Consider the following 17,530-nt stretch of genomic DNA (forward strand, 5'->3'; position numbering starts at 1 on the left):
AAAGCATGAAAAAACGAGCATCTGACATAGTCAGTCCTCGTTTTTATTTTGTATAAAATTACCTATTCCAACTTGAGCCTCAAGAATTCCAACTACAGTCCCGTTTATTCCAACTAAACCCTTCAATATTCCAACTAAAATAATCACCACTTTAAAAGTTCATCAAAATTACCCTTTTCTAGAAAATAATCCTCATTGGAATTTTTTAAAACGACATCAAAATTCCGATGATAAGGATGCATGAATAATTCATATTGAATTCTACGCATTTCATGAGATTTTCTTAAATAATTTATATCTGTTCCTCTTTCAGAAGTATCACGGATACCCCTTCTCGTTAACTCAGTTTCTCCATCAGTATACAAATACACTTTTAGGTCATATAGAGCAGGATCTGTAAATGCAACACTCATCCCTTCGACTATATTAATATTATTTTGCGAAGAAAGTAACTTGCTCGTTGAATAATTCGTACCTATTGTATAAAAATCTAAACCATCTCTCATCATATGAATATCTCTCTCTAAAGCCAATATATTATGAGCAAAAGGGTGACAGGCTGTCATTTTATCATGATGAGTTTCGTTATGATATTCATAATCTATCAACGCATATTTTCTAAGTTGTGATCCAATAATATAAGGGTCCGTATTAATATAATTTACACAGTCCTGTCCTAAAACCTTTATAAGATTATTTGCAAGTGTTGTCTTTCCAGATGCACCATGTCCTGAAATTCCAATAGTAATTCTTTTATCCGTCGCGCTTATCCAATTGGCTATTTTATGTATTACATTCTCCATGCGTCACCTCTTCTGCTCTGAAATATTAATATCAATCCAGCTTTACCTTAATCTAATATCGTTTCTTTTTGTGGATTCCTCAGAAACTCGAAGAGCGTTTTAATCTGTGACTCCGTATTTCTATTCGTAGAAAGCTCCGGTAAATTATGTTCCGAAAAAAAGTTAATACTATTCGTTTCAATTCCTAAAGTAGGTTTTCCCCCAATAATTTCACACAATATAAATATCTTATAATAATGATAAGCTTCAGGAGGATGTGGATGTTTATTTTTATCCATTAAAGCAATTAGTCTTATTGGTAGTACATCAAAGCCTGATTCCTCTTTTATTTCCTTCATCACATTCTCAGATGGGGATAGTCCTATATCACAAAAGCCTCCTGGTAAAGCCCATTTATCATCTATATTTTCTCTTACCATTAAAATTTGATTGTTTTTAAAAACCACACCACGTACATCTACTTTAGGAGTTTGATAGCCAGTTTCATTTGTAAATAAATCTCTAATTTTATCCATTTCTAATTCTGTATGTTCTCTCATAATTTCTATACTAATCTCACGTAATTCTTCATAACGTTCGATATCATATATATCTTCAGAAAATGCCAGCCCTGACTGAGACAAAGCTTGTATTCTTTTTGCCCACTCTAACCATTGTTTGCTCATAAGATACCTAACTTAAAGGAACTTTTAAATTCTTTTATACTTTTAATTATCAAGTTGGGTTGTTCGGTAAATATAGATGTTTGATACTCTGACAACCACTGTACCCCAATGGTGTACACATTAGCTTGTACCCCAGCAACTATATCAGCATCACTGTCACCTATGTAAATTGTATCCAAATTATTTACTTCTAATATAGATAATGCTTTTATCAGCCCCTCTGAATCTGGCTTCGGACTTATCACATCATCCCCCGTTATGATAACATCGAATAATTCATTCATATTCAATTCTTTTAAAGAAATATCTAAACTTCTTTTTGCTTTTCCAGTAAAAATCCCTATTTTAATATCTAGCTTTTTCAAGTAATTCAGCAATTCTAGAATTTCAAGATTAGTCTCTACTAATCTACTATGATGTTCAGAATACGTTTCGTAGTAATATTCAATAGCCTCTTCCTTATTTGCATTAGACAAATTTTTTCTTATAATACCTGTTTCAGAAGGACCAAACATACCCTTTATACCATCGGAAGAAATATCCTTATTATCAAACTTTTTAAACACATTTTGAAAAGCATAAAAACAAATAGGTAAAGTGTTCGCCAATGTTCCATCAAAATCAAATATAATTGCCTTCATAATAGTCCTCCTCATTTCTACAAAAACCACAAAATATTTCTCGCTTTTTTCTATATGCAATCAATGACGTTTTTAAAGCAGCGTAATTTCCTATCTCTTACTTAAATTCTATAGGAACAGGAAATTCCCTCTTATTTTTTTAAAAACAAAAGAAGCACTGCTAGATGCAGTGCTTCCTTTGATATTTATTTTATTCGATTACTTTTTATCTGATTCGGCAACAGCTTCTTTAATAGCCTCTGCTACTGCAGTTGCATTTTCTTCTTGTTCTGTTAACTCCTCAGTTGTATGAGAGATCGTTTCCATAAATTCCATTGGCTCTTCTCCCTCAGAAGAAGCAGTACCATCATCAAGAGGTGAAGAAGCACTTGGTTTAATAGCTTTTACTTTATCAACCAATTGTCCAGATTGTTCTTGAATTTGCTTAGAAAGTTGTGTTGTTTTTTCTTTTGCAGTTGATGAAAGATCGATTGTTTTATCTTTAAGCTGATTAGCTTGAGTGGAAAGATTTCCACGAAGCTCTGTTCCCGTTTTAGGTGCTAATAATAATGCAGTTGTTGCACCGATAATACCACCGATTAAAACACCGATGATAAAGTCCTTACCATTTACTTCTTCGTCACGATAAATATCATCGCTATTATAGTAAGGTACTGGCGGATAATTTGAATTTCCTTGCTGATTATAAGAAGGTTGGTTTGCATAGTATTCATGATTATAAGTTGCTTCATTGTAGTTAGGTTTAGTCTGTTTTTGATTTGTCATGTAAATTCCTCCGATTATTGTGGTTTATTTTGATCGTTTTCATAGGTATAATACCCAGCACGTTCTAATGCTTTGCGTTCTTTCCATTTGTCGCGAACACCTAAGAAAACGTTACTCCATTGCACTACTTGCGCTATCTTTTCTTCATTCTTCTCCACTTCAGTTGTTACGGAAGTTGTTAAGCGTTGGATAGAATGATTAAATCCATTAACTGAACTACCTACATTTTTTACTGCATCTACTACTGTGTTCAGCTTCTCAGATTTAACTTGAATGTCTTCTGCTAAGTTATTTGTTTTATGAAGTAGTTCCGCTGTTTCTTTCGTCATATTCTGCAGATTTGTTTCTAATCCATCTAACGTGTCTGCTACATTATTTAGCGTCTTTTTAACTGAAAATAATGTCATTGCCAAACTAATACATAAGATTAGAAATGCAACAGCGGCTATAATAGCTGCTATGTATAAAAGATTTTCCATTGTCCATCCTCCTAGAAACTTGTATGTCTTAATACATTTTTACCCTATTCAAATCAAATTAAACTTCCTACCTATACTATACTACGTTTCTTTTAAATATCCTTCAAAAAAAAGCTTAATCCTCATCGGATTAAGCTTTTTCTTATTTATTTAACTTTTTTTCAAAAGCTTGTTGATACTTCTGTACGTCGCCTGCTCCCATAAATAAGAAAACAGAATGTTCATTTGTCTTTAATTCTTCTACATTTTCTTCTCTAAGGATATGACTTCCTTCAATAATATCTCCAAGCGTTTCGATGGTTAAATTCCCTGCGTTCTCTCTTGCAGAACCAAAAATATCACATAGATAAACCCGATCTGCCAAGCTCAAACTCTCACTGAATTCTTGTAAAAACTTTTGTGTTCTTGTGAAAGTATGTGGTTGGAAAATCGCAATAACTTGATGATTTGGATACTTTTGTCTAGCAGATTGAATTGTTGCTCTTATTTCTGTCGGGTGATGAGCATAATCATCAATGATAATATCATTACCTACGACTGTCTCCGTAAACCTTCTTTTAACCCCTTCAAACGACTCTAAGCCTTTTTGTATAGTATCTGCAGGGACACCTTCATATTGGCAGAGAGAGATAACTGCAAGGGCATTTAGAATAGTATGATCTCCAAACAAGGGAATTGTGAAGCGATCATAATATTCGTTACGAACAAATACATCAAAAGATGTACCTTCCGGCGTTATTTCAATATTGCGAGCTGCAAAATCATTATGTTCTCCAAAACCGTAGTAGACTACAGGAACTTCTGATTTTATTTGTTGCAAGTATTTATCATCTCCACATGCAAAGATGCCTTTTTTCACTTGCATCGCCATAGATTGAAATGCCTGGAATACATCATCAATATCTTGGAAATAATCAGGATGATCAAAATCAACATTTGTCATTATTGCATAATCCGGATTATAGGCTAAAAAATGACGTCGATATTCACATGCTTCAAACACAAAGTTAGATGCATTTAGCATACCTTTTCCTGTACCATCACCTATTAAATAAGATGTCGGTTCGTGTCCGCTCAATACATGCGATAACAATCCTGTAGTCGACGTTTTTCCATGAGCGCCGGTAATTGCTATAGATGTAAACTGACTCATATAATTGCCTAAGAAGTCATGGTAACGAATGATTTCCAAGCCAAGTTCTCTAGCTTTGACTAACTCTGGATGACTGTCAGGAAATGCATTTCCTGCAATAACAGTCATGCCCTCCTGAATATTGGATTCATCAAACAATAAAATCTCTATATTCCGCTCGTGTAATGGTTTTTCAGTAAAGAAGTATTTTTCAATATCAGAACCTTGAACTTCATAGCCAGTATCATGCAAAATTTGCGCTAATGGACTCATTCCAGACCCTTTAATGCCTGTAAAATGGTACTTTGTCATACGTATAAACCTCCTGGGATTAGCCCCACTCATATACATTATATAATTCATGCGTCTTTTTAGACGTATTTATAATTATATCACTATTTCTTATAATACTTAAAAAATAAATTTAACCAAATATTCCCTCTAATGTTTCACTTGTTAATAATACGTCTCTTGCTTTACTTCCTTTTTGTTCTGTAATATATCCATTTTCATACATTGCATCTATTAATCGGGCTGCACGGTTATATCCTAGATGAAACTTACGTTGTAGCAACGACGTAGATGCTGTGCCCTGTTCTACGATAAAACGGCAAGCCTCTTCAAATAATTCATCCTGCTCAGAAGTAATTTCTTTTTGTAGAAGTTCCTCTTGCTCAAACAAATAATCAGGATTCCCTTGACTCCTCGCATATTCAATAACACTTTCAATCTCATCATCAGAGACATACGTACCTTGGATTCGTACAGGGCTAGACATACCATTTCCTTGATAAAGCATATCTCCCTTACCTAGTAAACGTTCTGCCCCTTGCTGATCCAAAATAGTACGAGAATCGATTTGTGATGAAACAGAAAACGCAATTCGTGTAGGGATATTAGCTTTAATCAGGCCAGTAATAACGTCAACAGAAGGACGCTGTGTTGCTAATACTAAGTGTATTCCACATGCCCTTGCTTTTTGTGCAATTCGACAAATAGCATCCTCTACTTCCGTTGGCGCCATCATCATTAAATCTGCAAGCTCATCGATTACAATAACAATATAAGGAAGTTTTTGTGCAAACTGTCTCTTCTCCGTAGCCAGCGTATTATACCTAGATATATCGCGAACGCCGATATGAGCAAACAGCTGATAACGTCTTTCCATTTCCTCCACTGCCCATTTCAATGCAGCTGTTGCAGCTTTTACATCCGTAATAACTGGGCTTACAAGATGAGGTATATGATTGAAAGGTGCAAGTTCTACCATTTTAGGATCGATTAATAGTAATTTTACTTCATCAGGCGTCGCTTTATACAATAGACTTACTAATAATGAATTAATAAATACAGATTTCCCAGATCCGGTTGCTCCAGCTATGAGTCCATGGGGCATTTTCCGAAGATCCAATGTCACTGGCTTACCTGTTAGATCCAATCCCAATGCCGCTTCTAGAGGTGAATCCGATTTTAAAAATGTATCTGTATTTATCACTTCCGATAAGCGCACTGCTCGAGACTTTCTATTTGGGATTTCTATTCCTATGGAACTCTTTCCTGGAATGGGTGCTTGAATACGAATATCTTTCGCTGCTAACGCAAGTTTTAGATCATCTGCTAGATTGCGTATTTTACTTACCTTTGTTCCTTGACCAACCGTTATTTCAAATTGAGTAACCGCTGGTCCCTGTACCATTTGAACAATCTCACCTGTTACTTGGAAATGGGACAAAGCATCTATTAATGTAAAAGCTTGCTCCTCCATCCATTCTCTATCCTCTACATTCATTTCGGGAGGTAGTAAATGACTAATAGATGGTCTCACATAATTTGATTGTTTCGCTTTTTGCTCCTGTTCCGTTAAGGTTTCAACTTCTTGTTCACCTATTGGAACATTTTCTTTTATTTCTTTTTGCTCCTGCTGAATAATTGGCTTTGTTACAGGAACCGCTTTCTGTGCTATCGGAGATAATTTGTTCATAGTATCTATTCTATTCATTTTACTTTTATCTGATTTCAGCATTAATACATTAAATGGTCTAATCTTTTCTTTGACAGGTTTTTCTGTTGCTAAAATATCCGTAGTTTGCATTGGAGCATGTGTTATTTCAGGTATTTCAGTCACTGCTACCTCTGCTTGTACAGCTTCAACAAGCTCATTCACTTGCTCCAACTCGTCTACTACTTCAGCTATTTGTATATCTTCGTTTACTACCTCTATTATTTGCAAATCCTGTTCTAAAACATCCACTTGGGGGTTTTCGCCCAGTTCTGTAACAGGCGATAATTCTTCAAATGGTTTCACTGCTGCTTCTTCAATAATATTTTCTACTAACTCTATTACTTGTATATCCTCGTTTACTGCCTTAGTTACTTGCATATTTTGTCTGTTTACATCTGCTACAAGGACTTGCTCTTTTACTTCGCTCAGTTCTGGACCAGGCGTAATAGCTTGAGCATTATTTAATACGTTCGGATTTATCGTTTCCGTTCTTTGTTCTTTTTCTTCCACTTTTTTATTTAGGTTTGTTCTTGAAAATCCATAAACTGGTGATGGTACTTCTGTAGGCGTGAATGCTCTTTTCTTTCGAATTACAGGAGGAGTATCAGCTACTACTTTTTCCTCCACTATCTTCTTCTCTGCTCGGTGAACGATAGTAGGTTTCTGTGCTCGTTGTTTCCAAAGATCTTGTGTATATAGAGGTTTATATATTTGCTCTTCAACTGGAGCCTCTTCTTTATAAATTTCACCTATTTGCTCTTCCTTTGGATATCCATATACAGTTTCATTTTTTTCTTCGTCTGATATCAATGGGAAACGAAAAGGAGTTTTTTTCTTTGTAGGATCTAACGTTTGTTGCTTCTCTTTGTATTCCTCTTCATATTCTTTCTCATCTGAGGCAAATAATTTTTTTAACCAATTCAAATTCATCACTCTTTCTAAAAGATACCTCTTATTCTACCAATAATAATAGGTTTCGTCTGTATTTATAAGGTAGAATGGTAAAAAAATCATGTGTTTTAGGATTTTATCCGAGGGGAATATGCCACTTATGTATCGGAATAGCAAAATTTATGGTTTAATATTCCACTCACTTTGTTTCTTTTTAGGAACAAAAGCGTAAGTACTATATCCTCCTGGACGACACTGGAGTCTGGAAAAGATTTAATTACAGATAGTTTCGGGTCCAGATTTTTATAATTTTCTTTTCATCAAAAAAAGCACACCTTAAAGGCATGCTTGTCATTTCTTTATACTATAAATTCGCTTCCAACTTCTTTTTGCTCATCTAGGATTAAAATCCCTTTTACTTCAGGTGCATTCGGAATAGCCAATTCTCTTGCAGAACATAGCATTCCACTTGAAGCTACACCTCTAAGTTCAGCATCCTTGATAACCATACCTGAAGGCATAATTGCTCCAACTTTAGCTACTACTACTTTTTGACCTGCTTCTACATTCGGAGCACCACATACAATTTGTAAAGTCGATTCACCAACATTTACTTGGCATACTTTTAACTTGTCCGCATTTGGATGTTGTTCCAATGAATCTACAAGGCCTACCACAAACTTAGGAGATAGATCTGCTTCTAATGTATAAGAAACACCGTTTTTCTCTAATGTTTTTTGCACGGTTTCGATTAATTCAGCAGTTAAAGATATATTACCTTGAACATCTAGCTCTTTGTATTTGCTAAATTCAAAAATGTTTATAGCCAGTACTTCGTTTGTTGTTGCATCTTTTACTTGTGTAACATCACCATTAGTTTCCGTAATAACTTTTTCTGTTTTTTCAGGTGTTAGTTGGATTAATAGTACATCTCCAACTCCAGGTTTGTTGTAAAAAATATTCATTTTTCCTCGTTCTCCTTTGATACTCGATTTTTCGCCATGATGAATATAGGTTCTAAATCTCCGTTTTCGTAGATGAAAGATAATGAAGTAATAGGCACTGTTCCAACCGTGAAGAAATGCATCGTCATTTGCGCTAGAACATCGTAACCTGTTTCATTTCTTATATCACCAATTATCATAACATCTTGATGGGGTACAGAAATAGTCATATCTCCAGTAATTTGTTTTTTCATATCTTTTAATAGCGATTCGTTCAATATACGACTTGCATCATATCCATCGTTATTATTAAAGAAATAAAAAGTATTACCTGCTACCTCATCTATTTTATAATGATTTTCTAATTTTCTCACTTGGAAGAGTGCTCGTTCCCTTACTTCCGTTTCTCTGACTTTCCACTCCAACAACATTTTTTCATCTAGTAAACGGTAAGTCTTACCAAGATCGACTGCATAGTATACGCGTGTTTCTGCTGTATGATCTTTCGTTATAAAACGGTTACCTTCATTCGATTTAAGTGGAAAAGAAGTGGAGCGGATAACGGGATACACGGACAATGATGGATCTATTTCACCGGCCATCTCTTTTTCCATCGCTTGGAATGTTTCGTTTATTGTATATACAACCTCGTTAATCGCCACTTCTTTTTTCATTTCATATTTAGCTAAAATCGGAGGGATTGAAATCTCAATTCCCTTTCCTATTTCTTTATGAGTCAAGCGTAGCTTGTTTGTTTCTCTATTATAATCATACGTGTATATATCTTCGGAAAGCTTTGTTTTTAAATGCCTTACAAGTTCAAGTGCTTTCATTTATTATCTAGTCCTTTCAAAGTGAAAATTCAAGCCGTCGGGCTACTTATCCTGTTGAAAAACGGAACCATACAGGTTTCCCCCAGAAGTTGAACTGCCACTAGGGCATGTTTGGCTATCCTTTGGGGTGGCAGTCCTACTACTTCAGAATAAACAAAACGGTCCACTAGGTGAACCGTTGGATGGGGTTAAATCGATTGAAGAAATGATTCAATTTCTTCTCTAGTTTTACGGTCTTTACTAACAAACCGACCTTTTTCTTCGCCATTTTCATATGCTAGAAAACTAGGGATACCAAATATATCTAGCTCGATACATAAGTCAATGAACTGATCACGATCTACAGAAATAAATGTAATATCTGCAAATTTTTCTTCTATCTCTCCCATAAATGGATCGATGAAATGACAATCTGGACACCAATCAGCTGTGAATTTAAATACAACTTTTCCTTGCTGTTTTATCTCTTTGAATTGTTCTACTGAAGCTAGGTTTTCCATATGTACCACTCCTCTAGTTTGTTGAAATGGAACGAACGATAAGCATCATTTTTTCTAAATTTTTCGCAACATCTTGTTGGTCAGAAATAGTTGTTAGTTTGATGCCACCAATGCTCGTTATAAGTTCATACTTTTCTTCACTATTTTCAATAATTGCAGCAAATCCAAATCGTCCATTTTGCTCAAATGTTTTTTCTTCTAATACTTTTAAATTTTTATCAGATGTCATCAAATCATAGTATAGTTGACTACTAGGTAATTCATTTGGATTAATAAAGAGTATAAATGATTCTTTTCCTTTAGAAAGAATAATATTTGTTTCATTAGATTCTTCTTCTATCGAAAAACCACTAGGTATAAAAATATTAATATCATTTACTTTTTCATTTGGTTTTTCTGCGTCGCCTTGAAAAGCTACTTTTGCGTTCTCAAGTCCATCTGAAGTTTGTTCTTCCAAAGAAGAGCATCCTGCTAATAAAATGACAGCTAATGACGCGATCAATAATCGCATCCAAATTCGGGTCATTCTCTTTCCTCCATTCAGTGATAACTGCTATATATTTTATCGATGATTCCCTACAGTTGCAACTACTTGGGCTTATTAGCAAATTCAAATTGCCCAATCAATAATAACATTATATGCTCGAACATTGCACTTCTATTAACAAGTCCATTGGAGAAGATACCAATGGCACCTTCATCGTGACGTATACCTTTCTTATTAGTATAGACGTCCATTACAGGTCCAAGTTCGGCACCGCCTCGTAATTGTTCAGCTATTTCCCCTGGTAGGGGTACACCAGCTCCTGTAGCAGTAAATACGTCACCGGCAGGCGTCGCCAATGCCCCCCAATTACAAATATACAATTGACCATCTATTTCTTGTACGCCGCCTTCTAAACCTATCCCAAATAGTGTGTCTGAATCTTCCATTAGCTCATCTATTAACTGCTTTGCTCGGTTAATAGCACCTTGCCTAGTCTCTTCCTGACCCATCGGTTGATCGGACACTAGTGATGGAACTTCTTTGTTTTCATAATTTGCCTCTGGATAATATATACTAGAAATAGTTTGAACTGCTTTTGTTTTAGCTCTATTATGCGTACCTATTAATATTCTCATGCAATAATATTCCTTTCTAGTTAAAAAGATGCCCCGGAAGGCATCTTTTTAAAAGTATAGAGTAACATAGTCACTCCACTACTTATACATTCGATTTAATTGTCTCTAAAGTAGTACGGTCACATGATTTAACTAGTTTCACAATAAGCTCTTTGGCTGCAGCATAGTCATCTGTGTGGATGATAGATGCAGAGGTATGAATATATCGTGAACAAATACCAATTACTGCACTAGGAATACCTTCATTCGAAGTATGAACGCGTCCCGCATCAGTACCCCCTTGTGAGATGAAATATTGATATGGAATATTATGTGTTTCTGCAGTATCTAATACGAACTCTCGCATTCCACGGTGTGTCACCATTGTACGATCGAAAATTCGTAAAAGTGTTCCTTTTCCTAGTTGTCCAAACTCATTTTTGTTTCCAGATGCATCATTTGCAGGACTCGCATCCAAAGCAAAAAATAAATCTGGATTAATCATATTCGCAGATGCTTGTGCACCACGAAGACCTACTTCTTCCATTACATTTGCACCGGAATATAGCATGTTCGGAAGTTTCTCGTTTTGCACTTCTTTCAAAAGTTCAATAGCCAATCCACAACCATAACGATTGTCCCAGGCTTTAGCCATTATTTTTTTATCATTCGCCATAGGTGTAAACGAACAAACAGGTAAGATTTGATCACCAGGTTTTATACCCATTCGTAGAGCATCCTCTTTATCGTCTGCTCCAACATCTATTAGCATATTTTTTATATCCATCGGTTTGCTACGAAGTTCATCACTTAACAAATGCGGAGGAATAGAACCGATTACTCCTGGAACTGTTTGAGTCTTAGTAACAACTTCCACTCGTTGTGCAAGTAAAACCTGGCTCCACCAACCACCTAGAGGTTGAAAACGAATCATTCCATTATCTGTGATCCCAGATACCATAAATCCTACTTCATCCATATGGCCCGCAACTAAAATTTTCGGTCCATTTTCATCACCTTTTTTAAGACCAAATATACCGCCTAAATTATCTTGAACAATTTCATCTGAATATTTAGTCAGTTCATTTCGCATAAAGGCACGTACAGCATATTCATTCCCAGGTGCTCCTGGTAGTTCTGTCAATGTTTTAAAGAGCGAGCGCGTTTCTGCATTCATTAAAAAAGCCTCCTAAAGCTGTGTAGAAAATTATCTTCCCCTCTATTGTAATAAAAGTTGGGTTCGTTTACTACAATAAAACTTCGTAAACCGAAAAATTTAATCGGAACGAGGATGTATGATACACTAAAAAAAATACGATGAGGAGGAATACTGATGAAATTAAAGGATTACATGATGGGACTTGGAACTGGAATTGTAATTGGTGTTATAGCCAGCCAAGCCACGAAACAAATGGATTTCAATCGTTCAGCAGAATTAGTATTAAATGAAATTAAAAGCTCATTCAAAAAAGAGGGTCCAATCGATGGATCCTGGATATATATGACCCCTGAGAAGTTTCAAAAAGAAGCAATAAGTATGAATGTATATAAAGGCGGAATTTCTCGAGTGAAAGAAGGGGAAATTGAGCAATTTGAGTTCGCAGCAGATGCAAAAACAGGATCCGTCGTGGAATTGGTGAAAATTTAAATTTAAAAGTGGATGGTTGGTCATGATTTTCTCATGATCAGCCATTTTTTTGTCATCTAATATAGTTTAGTTGGAAAAGAGTAAATTTTCCACAAAAATAACGAGGGTTGACATCGTCACTGCCCTCGCTTTTTATCTGTCCAACGCTAGAACTGTGTCTGAGTCACTCAAGATTTCAGCAAAGTCAAAGGACGCCTTAACTTAAAATCTATCAAGTGCTTATCGGGGCTGAAATAGGTAATTGAACTTTTCTTTTTATCTACTTCTCTCAACTAAATCTACTATTTCTTTTCCATCTTCGGACCATTTGATCATTCGATAGAATGCATCGTGATAAAAGCTGAACCAATAATTTTGTTGAAGTGCTTGTTTGACCCATTTTTCTTTTGCAAACACTGAAGTCATCGGATAATCATCATATGCAAGCACCCACAGTGGGTTTTGGTGAGCATGGGTAGGCATTAGATCTGCCATATGTATGACAGTATCCTCCTGCTGCTTGAATACAACAATACTATGGCCGTCACTATGGCCTCCCGTGTGAATCATCTCAATTCCCTCTACTATTTTAAGAGAATTTGTAAATGGTATCACTTGGTCTTCTATTGGCTCCCAATTTTCTTTCCAATATGTGTTTTTAGAGCGAATGTTAGGATTTTTCATTTCATTCCATTCTACATCGGATACATAAATTTTAGCATTTGGAAAAGTGGAAACAATTCGGTTTTCATCCCATTTCGTTAAACCACAGGCGTGATCGAAGTGAAGATGAGTCATCATAACAATATGGATGTCTTCTGGCAATAATCCTAATTCTACAAGATTATCTTCCACTTGAGATTGATCGGTAACACCGTAGTTTCGCAATTGCTTCTCCGTCATTTTCCGGTAGCCAAGACCTGATTCCATTAAAATGTTTTGCCCCTTATATTGGATGAGTAATGGATCCGATGGCAGTTCAATTTGATTTTTCTCATTGACAGGATATTTCTTTTCCCATAATGGTTTTGGAACAACTCCAAACATGGCACCCCCGTCCATAAAAGTTGTTCCTCCCTTTAACCATGTAAATGACATTTCGTGAAATTGAAACTTGTCCATTCTCCCACGCCCCTTTTCAAATATTCCTCGGTGTATACATTTATCGAGCTAACTAGCATTTCCACTCACTAAAGTTACACGTATTTTGCTTCAACTCGGTATATTGGTTGACCTTTTGCAGAAAACTTTTCTTCATATTCCGTCATAATATTATCTTCCGGCATACTAACATGCAAATCGAGAGAGACCTCTTTGATAAGCATTCCAAAAGCTGACATACTCGTTAATGAATACTCAAATAAACCTCTATTATCCGTTTTGAAATGGATTTCAGCATGATCTACTAGAATCGATTTGTATAGTTCTAAAAACTCTGCATGTGTTAAACGTCGTTTCGCATGCCTAGTTTTTGGCCATGGATCTGAGAAATTTAGGTATACACGGTCTACGTCATTTTTTTCAAAATACTTTGCAAGATCAGATCCGTTTACTTTCAATAATCGTAGATTAGGTAATGGCTGAGCGGCAATCGCATTTTCTAGCGCTGACACTATCACACTGTCATATAACTCTATGCCAATATAATTGATATCTGGATTTTGCTTTGCCATTCCTGTTACAAACTGCCCTTTTCCTGAACCTACTTCAATATGCAATGGATTGTCATTCTTAAATACTTCTTCCCATTTTCCTTTAACTTCTTCTGGATTTGGGATAACTATTTCCGGATGAGCATTGATAAAATCCTCTGCCCATGGTTTATGTCTTAACCTCATTATTCAAACTCCTCTTTCTTTAACGGTTTGCTAAATTCCATGCATGTGCTTCTATTGAACATGAATAAGCTATATCTTTTTCTGTTATACATGAAAACTCACCATCCACATGGCCATACACTTCATCATGAATAACCATATTAAAATCTGATGATTGATACTGTTTTACCTCTTTAAATTTAGTATGTTTTCCAAAGAATACTGTACCAAAAATAAATAACAATTTCCATCTTGATAATTTGTTTACTACTGTCATCTCAAGTAATTGATCATTAGGAATGGAATCAGGAGAGATTTTCATTCCACCTCCAAAAAAAGGCTGATTACAAATTACAAAAAACCAAACATCATCATATCGAGTGACTTCATCTTTATTATGTAAGGTAAAAGAAAACGTTTTAAACGTTAGTAACTCTTTTATAAGAAATAATATGTATGCAAGTTTGCCTAGCCTAAAAAGGTTCAGCCTGCTTTTCCAAACAGAATAATTTGCAAGGTAAACAACTTTTGCATCAAAACCAAATCCGGCATTATTAACAAATTTGTATTCCGAATTTGGAGTGTTTACTGTTCCAATATCCATCTTGGTGTGGGAACTACTGTGTGCGACTTCCTTAAGGTCTTTCAATGTATGAAAAACATAAAAGGTTCGTCCAAAGTCGTTTCCACTCCCAGCCGAGATTATTCCAACTCGAACATGCTCAAAACCAACTATACCCAAAATAATTTCGTGAATAGTACCATCACCACCAACTCCAACTAAAAGCAAATCATCCATTGTTTCGGCGCATTTTTTGGCTATTTCGGTGGCATGATCTTCTCTTTCCGTCATATAAACTGTGTGAGGAAAATCGATTGTTTCTCTCCATTTCCTCCACACCTTCTTACCTAAACCATTCCCTGCGTGCTCATTTACGATAAAGACAATATTATTCATTGGTTTCCTCATTACCAATATCCCAACTAGACCTAGAATAAGAAGTGGTTTGTACTAGATCTAATATCGCCTGGGCTGCTTTAAATTGCATATGCTTCATCGGAGAATGTGAAGATTTCAATGAAAGAAACCATTCAGGAAACTTTCTCGTATCGACAAATTCTGTATTGAACGAATTTCCCGGATAATCAATATAACCATTTCTTGAAAGAATTACTTTTTTTATCGGCAATTCTACGTCCTGCTGTTGGAAAATTTGTCCTAATATCGATTCCATTCGATTTAGATTAATCGTAGGATTTAATATTTTCTTTTCATCTTTCCCACTTTTCTTAAGCCAGAATCGTTCCCCACTCCCTATAAAAGCATCGGAATTTTTGCCCTCAAGTACTACAATACAAACAACTTCAGTAGGAAGTACAAGTATAATATCTAGCTCTATTGGAGCCTTTTTTAGCTTTAAGATTGGATAATAAAAGACAAAATAATTATCTGGTAGTTTCAGTGTAAAATCCCTCAGTAGTGTGTCACGCATATATTTTGGATCTACATATGACTTTTCACGTAAAGTGGAACTTGCCCATTTTAATTGAAAGTGAAACAGCTGATCTAGATACATACGTTTTAACTCTTCTTTTGTTTGAGGTTTATAAACTAGTTTAGGTTCAAAAAGCAACGTAGTAGATTCTTCTGATACTGGAATCTCTTCCGTCAACTCTTTATTTTCCCAGTCTAAGTCTTCTACTATTTCTTTCTTGCTTTTTGGAAACAGAATGGAGAAAAGTGATTTTTTCTTATATTCTACAACTACTTCATCTTCCTTTTCAATCCACTCAGAAGTAAAGGAACCTCTTTCCCACTCTTCCTTTGTCCGATCCCACTGTTGTTTTTTTAAACGTACAAACTGCGTTGGGTATCTTTTTAAATCTACTTGATAACGGGAAACATAATCTTGTAATTTAACTAGTTGGGCCATTATTTTCACCCCTCCTCCACTTAACTGTGCATATTTCTTCATAACGCGGAGACCGATTCACATTAACGGTAAAAATGGAGAAACTTAATACGTCAAAGACTACATCAGATAAGTTGAACGCTTTTAAATTTAGCAACTCCAAAGAAGCCCATTTTTTTGCCATTGTAATATGAGCAGTGAAATCGTTTGTTTTCTGTACCTCTATAAAGTTACTTAACAGTTGCACAATTTTTTGCTGCAATAATTGTAAAGAATCGCTTTTTTCTAATGATGTATATACAACACGCGGGGTAGCTTCATTGCCAAAATGAGCTACTCCACTTGTTTTCAATTCGAACGATTCCCACTCTAAACGGTTTAGCGAATGAATTATTTGCTGTAATATACCATCTGCTACATGCCCTAAATAATAGAGCGTGATATGAAGATCTTCTGCAACTGGTAAGATTTTATGAGTCCTGTGTAAATTGGTTTTATCACGTTCCTTAATAATTGCAGCAGCTAACTCCTTAGGAATTTTTATAGCGATAAAATAATGCTTGTTCATGCTTCAACGGATGTAGGAATTCTTTTTTCAAAAGCTAATTGTAGCTTTTCAGCCCATTCGCCACGTTTTCCAGTACCAATTATTTTATCGTCAATCGAAATTATTGGCATTACTTCCGCATTCGTAGAAGACATAATCATTTCATCCATTTCTAATGCTTGCGCTTTTGTAAATGCTTCTTCCACTACCGGCAGTCCTACTTCTTCACAACAATTCAAAATAACTTGGCGTGTAATTCCGTTAAGTATTAAATTACTAACAGGATGTGTATACAAAACTCCATCTTTAATACCATACATATTAGAAGATGAACCTTCTGTAATTGTTTCTCCACGATGTAGTACAGCCTCATAGCAATCTTTACTAATAGCTTCTTGTTTTGCTAGAACATTTCCTAACAAATTTAACGATTTGATATCACATCTAAGCCAACGAACGTCCTCTACAAAGCAAGCTTTTACTCCATTTTCTAACTGTGTATGTGGGCGTGTTGTTTCTTTAGTATAGGCTGTTAAAACAGATTCCACTGCTGGAACTGGAAAATTATGCTGACGCATGCTTATTCCTCGGGTAACTTGAAGATACACTTGACCATCTTGAAGTTCATTCATTTCAATAAGTTCGTGTAACATTTTATGCATCACGTCTTTTGTATATGGAATAACTAGTTGAATCTTGTCTGCACTCGCATATAGTCGATCAATATGCTCTTTAGCTGTGAACATATCGCCGTTGTATATTTTGATCACTTCATAAATTCCATCTCCAAATTGATAACCACGATCTTCGAATCCAATTTTCACGTCTTCTTCTTGTACAAATTGATCATTCCATAATACTTTTACCATG

Annotated in this window: 20 protein-coding genes; 1 reads left to right on the plus strand and 19 read right to left on the minus strand. The window is 35.4% G+C overall.

Features of this window, described 5'->3' with window-relative positions; translation table 11 throughout:
- Nucleotides 1-143: 143 nt before the first annotated feature.
- The 13 genes from MHI40_RS12810 to MHI40_RS12870 all read right to left on the minus strand — a co-directional run bounded on the left by MHI40_RS12810 (nt 144) and on the right by MHI40_RS12870 (nt 11,933).
- A complete protein-coding gene (locus MHI40_RS12810) occupies nt 144-803 on the minus strand; it encodes a uridine kinase family protein (protein ID WP_340762963.1) in 660 nt (219 codons plus the stop codon).
- Nucleotides 804-850: 47 nt separating this feature from the next.
- Nucleotides 851-1,468 (minus strand): NUDIX hydrolase, encoded by a 618-nt coding sequence (locus MHI40_RS12815; protein WP_340762964.1) that lies wholly within the window; start codon nt 1,466-1,468, stop codon nt 851-853.
- Nucleotides 1,465-2,112, minus strand: coding sequence for an HAD family hydrolase (locus MHI40_RS12820; RefSeq protein WP_340764510.1), 648 nt, complete (start codon nt 2,110-2,112; stop codon nt 1,465-1,467). Before MHI40_RS12820 ends, MHI40_RS12815 begins: the two co-directional genes overlap by 4 nt.
- Nucleotides 2,113-2,307: 195 nt before the next feature.
- Nucleotides 2,308-2,874, minus strand: a complete 567-nt coding sequence (locus tag MHI40_RS12825; protein ID WP_340762965.1) for a YtxH domain-containing protein — start codon at nt 2,872-2,874, stop codon at nt 2,308-2,310.
- Nucleotides 2,875-2,888: 14 nt separating this feature from the next.
- Nucleotides 2,889-3,353, minus strand: a complete 465-nt coding sequence (locus MHI40_RS12830) for a DUF948 domain-containing protein (RefSeq protein ID WP_093536837.1) — start codon at nt 3,351-3,353, stop codon at nt 2,889-2,891.
- A gap of 142 nt (nt 3,354-3,495) precedes the next feature.
- A complete protein-coding gene (murC, locus tag MHI40_RS12835) occupies nt 3,496-4,797 on the minus strand; it encodes a UDP-N-acetylmuramate--L-alanine ligase (protein WP_093536836.1) in 1,302 nt (433 codons plus the stop codon).
- Between the two features lie 112 nt (nt 4,798-4,909).
- Entirely contained in the window at nt 4,910-7,411 is a 2,502-nt protein-coding gene (locus tag MHI40_RS12840) for a DNA translocase FtsK (protein WP_340762966.1), read from the minus strand.
- Nucleotides 7,412-7,737: 326 nt separating this feature from the next.
- Nucleotides 7,738-8,343 carry a YtpR family tRNA-binding protein gene (gene ytpR / locus MHI40_RS12845; protein ID WP_340762967.1) on the minus strand — a complete coding sequence of 202 codons (606 nt, stop codon included), beginning with the start codon at nt 8,341-8,343 and terminating at the stop codon, nt 7,738-7,740.
- Nucleotides 8,340-9,155, minus strand: coding sequence for a DUF1444 family protein (locus MHI40_RS12850; RefSeq protein ID WP_093536833.1), 816 nt, complete (start codon nt 9,153-9,155; stop codon nt 8,340-8,342). The genes ytpR and MHI40_RS12850 overlap by 4 nt, the downstream gene beginning before the upstream one ends.
- A gap of 188 nt (nt 9,156-9,343) precedes the next feature.
- Nucleotides 9,344-9,655 (minus strand): thioredoxin family protein, encoded by a 312-nt coding sequence (locus tag MHI40_RS12855; protein ID WP_093536832.1) that lies wholly within the window; start codon nt 9,653-9,655, stop codon nt 9,344-9,346.
- Nucleotides 9,656-9,668: 13 nt separating this feature from the next.
- Nucleotides 9,669-10,181: a hypothetical protein gene (locus MHI40_RS12860; protein WP_093536831.1), complete on the minus strand. Its 513-nt coding sequence runs from the start codon at nt 10,179-10,181 to the stop codon at nt 9,669-9,671.
- A gap of 62 nt (nt 10,182-10,243) precedes the next feature.
- A complete protein-coding gene (locus tag MHI40_RS12865; RefSeq protein ID WP_340762970.1) occupies nt 10,244-10,777 on the minus strand; it encodes a DUF84 family protein in 534 nt (177 codons plus the stop codon).
- Nucleotides 10,778-10,859: 82 nt separating this feature from the next.
- A complete protein-coding gene (locus MHI40_RS12870) occupies nt 10,860-11,933 on the minus strand; it encodes a M42 family metallopeptidase (RefSeq protein WP_093536829.1) in 1,074 nt (357 codons plus the stop codon).
- A gap of 156 nt (nt 11,934-12,089) precedes the next feature.
- On the opposite strand from MHI40_RS12870, the gene MHI40_RS12875 reads away from it, so the two are divergent.
- Entirely contained in the window at nt 12,090-12,404 is a 315-nt protein-coding gene (locus tag MHI40_RS12875) for a hypothetical protein (protein WP_093536828.1), read from the plus strand.
- A gap of 255 nt (nt 12,405-12,659) precedes the next feature.
- On the opposite strand, the gene MHI40_RS12880 is transcribed toward MHI40_RS12875, so the two are convergent.
- From MHI40_RS12880 to dat, 6 genes are all read right to left on the minus strand, one after another.
- Nucleotides 12,660-13,505 carry a YtnP family quorum-quenching lactonase gene (locus MHI40_RS12880; protein ID WP_340762971.1) on the minus strand — a complete coding sequence of 282 codons (846 nt, stop codon included), beginning with the start codon at nt 13,503-13,505 and terminating at the stop codon, nt 12,660-12,662.
- Nucleotides 13,506-13,579: 74 nt separating this feature from the next.
- Nucleotides 13,580-14,221, minus strand: a complete 642-nt coding sequence (gene trmB / locus MHI40_RS12885) for a tRNA (guanosine(46)-N7)-methyltransferase TrmB (protein ID WP_340762972.1) — start codon at nt 14,219-14,221, stop codon at nt 13,580-13,582.
- Nucleotides 14,222-14,240: 19 nt separating this feature from the next.
- Nucleotides 14,241-15,170 carry a diacylglycerol/lipid kinase family protein gene (locus MHI40_RS12890; RefSeq protein WP_340762973.1) on the minus strand — a complete coding sequence of 310 codons (930 nt, stop codon included), beginning with the start codon at nt 15,168-15,170 and terminating at the stop codon, nt 14,241-14,243.
- Nucleotides 15,151-16,134: a nuclease-related domain-containing protein gene (locus MHI40_RS12895; RefSeq protein ID WP_340762974.1), complete on the minus strand. Its 984-nt coding sequence runs from the start codon at nt 16,132-16,134 to the stop codon at nt 15,151-15,153. Before MHI40_RS12895 ends, MHI40_RS12890 begins: the two co-directional genes overlap by 20 nt.
- Nucleotides 16,118-16,681 (minus strand): RNA 2',3'-cyclic phosphodiesterase, encoded by a 564-nt coding sequence (gene thpR, locus MHI40_RS12900; RefSeq protein WP_340762975.1) that lies wholly within the window; start codon nt 16,679-16,681, stop codon nt 16,118-16,120. The genes MHI40_RS12895 and thpR overlap by 17 nt, the downstream gene beginning before the upstream one ends.
- Entirely contained in the window at nt 16,678-17,529 is an 852-nt protein-coding gene (gene dat / locus MHI40_RS12905) for a D-amino-acid transaminase (RefSeq protein ID WP_340762976.1), read from the minus strand. Before dat ends, thpR begins: the two co-directional genes overlap by 4 nt.
- Between the last annotated feature and the right edge of the window lies 1 nt (nt 17,530).

It is taken from the genome of Psychrobacillus sp. FSL H8-0510 (assembly GCF_038008345.1).
In the GTDB taxonomy this organism is placed as follows: domain Bacteria; phylum Bacillota; class Bacilli; order Bacillales_A; family Planococcaceae; genus Psychrobacillus; species Psychrobacillus psychrotolerans.

Coding starts and splice junctions, on each gene's coding strand:
- MHI40_RS12860 (WP_093536831.1), bottom strand. CDS start 10,181: ATGACCCGAATTTGGATGCGATTATTGATCGCGTCATTAGCTGTCATT.
- trmB (WP_340762972.1), bottom strand. CDS start 14,221: ATGAGGTTAAGACATAAACCATGGGCAGAGGATTTTATCAATGCTCAT.
- dat (WP_340762976.1), bottom strand. CDS start 17,529: ATGGTAAAAGTATTATGGAATGATCAATTTGTACAAGAAGAAGACGTG.
- MHI40_RS12850 (WP_093536833.1), bottom strand. CDS start 9,155: ATGAAAGCACTTGAACTTGTAAGGCATTTAAAAACAAAGCTTTCCGAA.
- thpR (WP_340762975.1), bottom strand. CDS start 16,681: ATGAACAAGCATTATTTTATCGCTATAAAAATTCCTAAGGAGTTAGCT.
- MHI40_RS12875 (WP_093536828.1), top strand. CDS start 12,090: ATGAAATTAAAGGATTACATGATGGGACTTGGAACTGGAATTGTAATT.
- MHI40_RS12880 (WP_340762971.1), bottom strand. CDS start 13,505: ATGGACAAGTTTCAATTTCACGAAATGTCATTTACATGGTTAAAGGGA.
- MHI40_RS12830 (WP_093536837.1), bottom strand. CDS start 3,353: ATGGAAAATCTTTTATACATAGCAGCTATTATAGCCGCTGTTGCATTT.
- ytpR (WP_340762967.1), bottom strand. CDS start 8,343: ATGAATATTTTTTACAACAAACCTGGAGTTGGAGATGTACTATTAATC.
- MHI40_RS12855 (WP_093536832.1), bottom strand. CDS start 9,655: ATGGAAAACCTAGCTTCAGTAGAACAATTCAAAGAGATAAAACAGCAA.
- MHI40_RS12865 (WP_340762970.1), bottom strand. CDS start 10,777: ATGAGAATATTAATAGGTACGCATAATAGAGCTAAAACAAAAGCAGTT.
- MHI40_RS12815 (WP_340762964.1), bottom strand. CDS start 1,468: ATGAGCAAACAATGGTTAGAGTGGGCAAAAAGAATACAAGCTTTGTCT.
- MHI40_RS12895 (WP_340762974.1), bottom strand. CDS start 16,134: ATGGCCCAACTAGTTAAATTACAAGATTATGTTTCCCGTTATCAAGTA.
- MHI40_RS12870 (WP_093536829.1), bottom strand. CDS start 11,933: ATGAATGCAGAAACGCGCTCGCTCTTTAAAACATTGACAGAACTACCA.
- MHI40_RS12825 (WP_340762965.1), bottom strand. CDS start 2,874: ATGACAAATCAAAAACAGACTAAACCTAACTACAATGAAGCAACTTAT.
- MHI40_RS12890 (WP_340762973.1), bottom strand. CDS start 15,170: ATGAGGAAACCAATGAATAATATTGTCTTTATCGTAAATGAGCACGCA.
- MHI40_RS12810 (WP_340762963.1), bottom strand. CDS start 803: ATGGAGAATGTAATACATAAAATAGCCAATTGGATAAGCGCGACGGAT.
- murC (WP_093536836.1), bottom strand. CDS start 4,797: ATGACAAAGTACCATTTTACAGGCATTAAAGGGTCTGGAATGAGTCCA.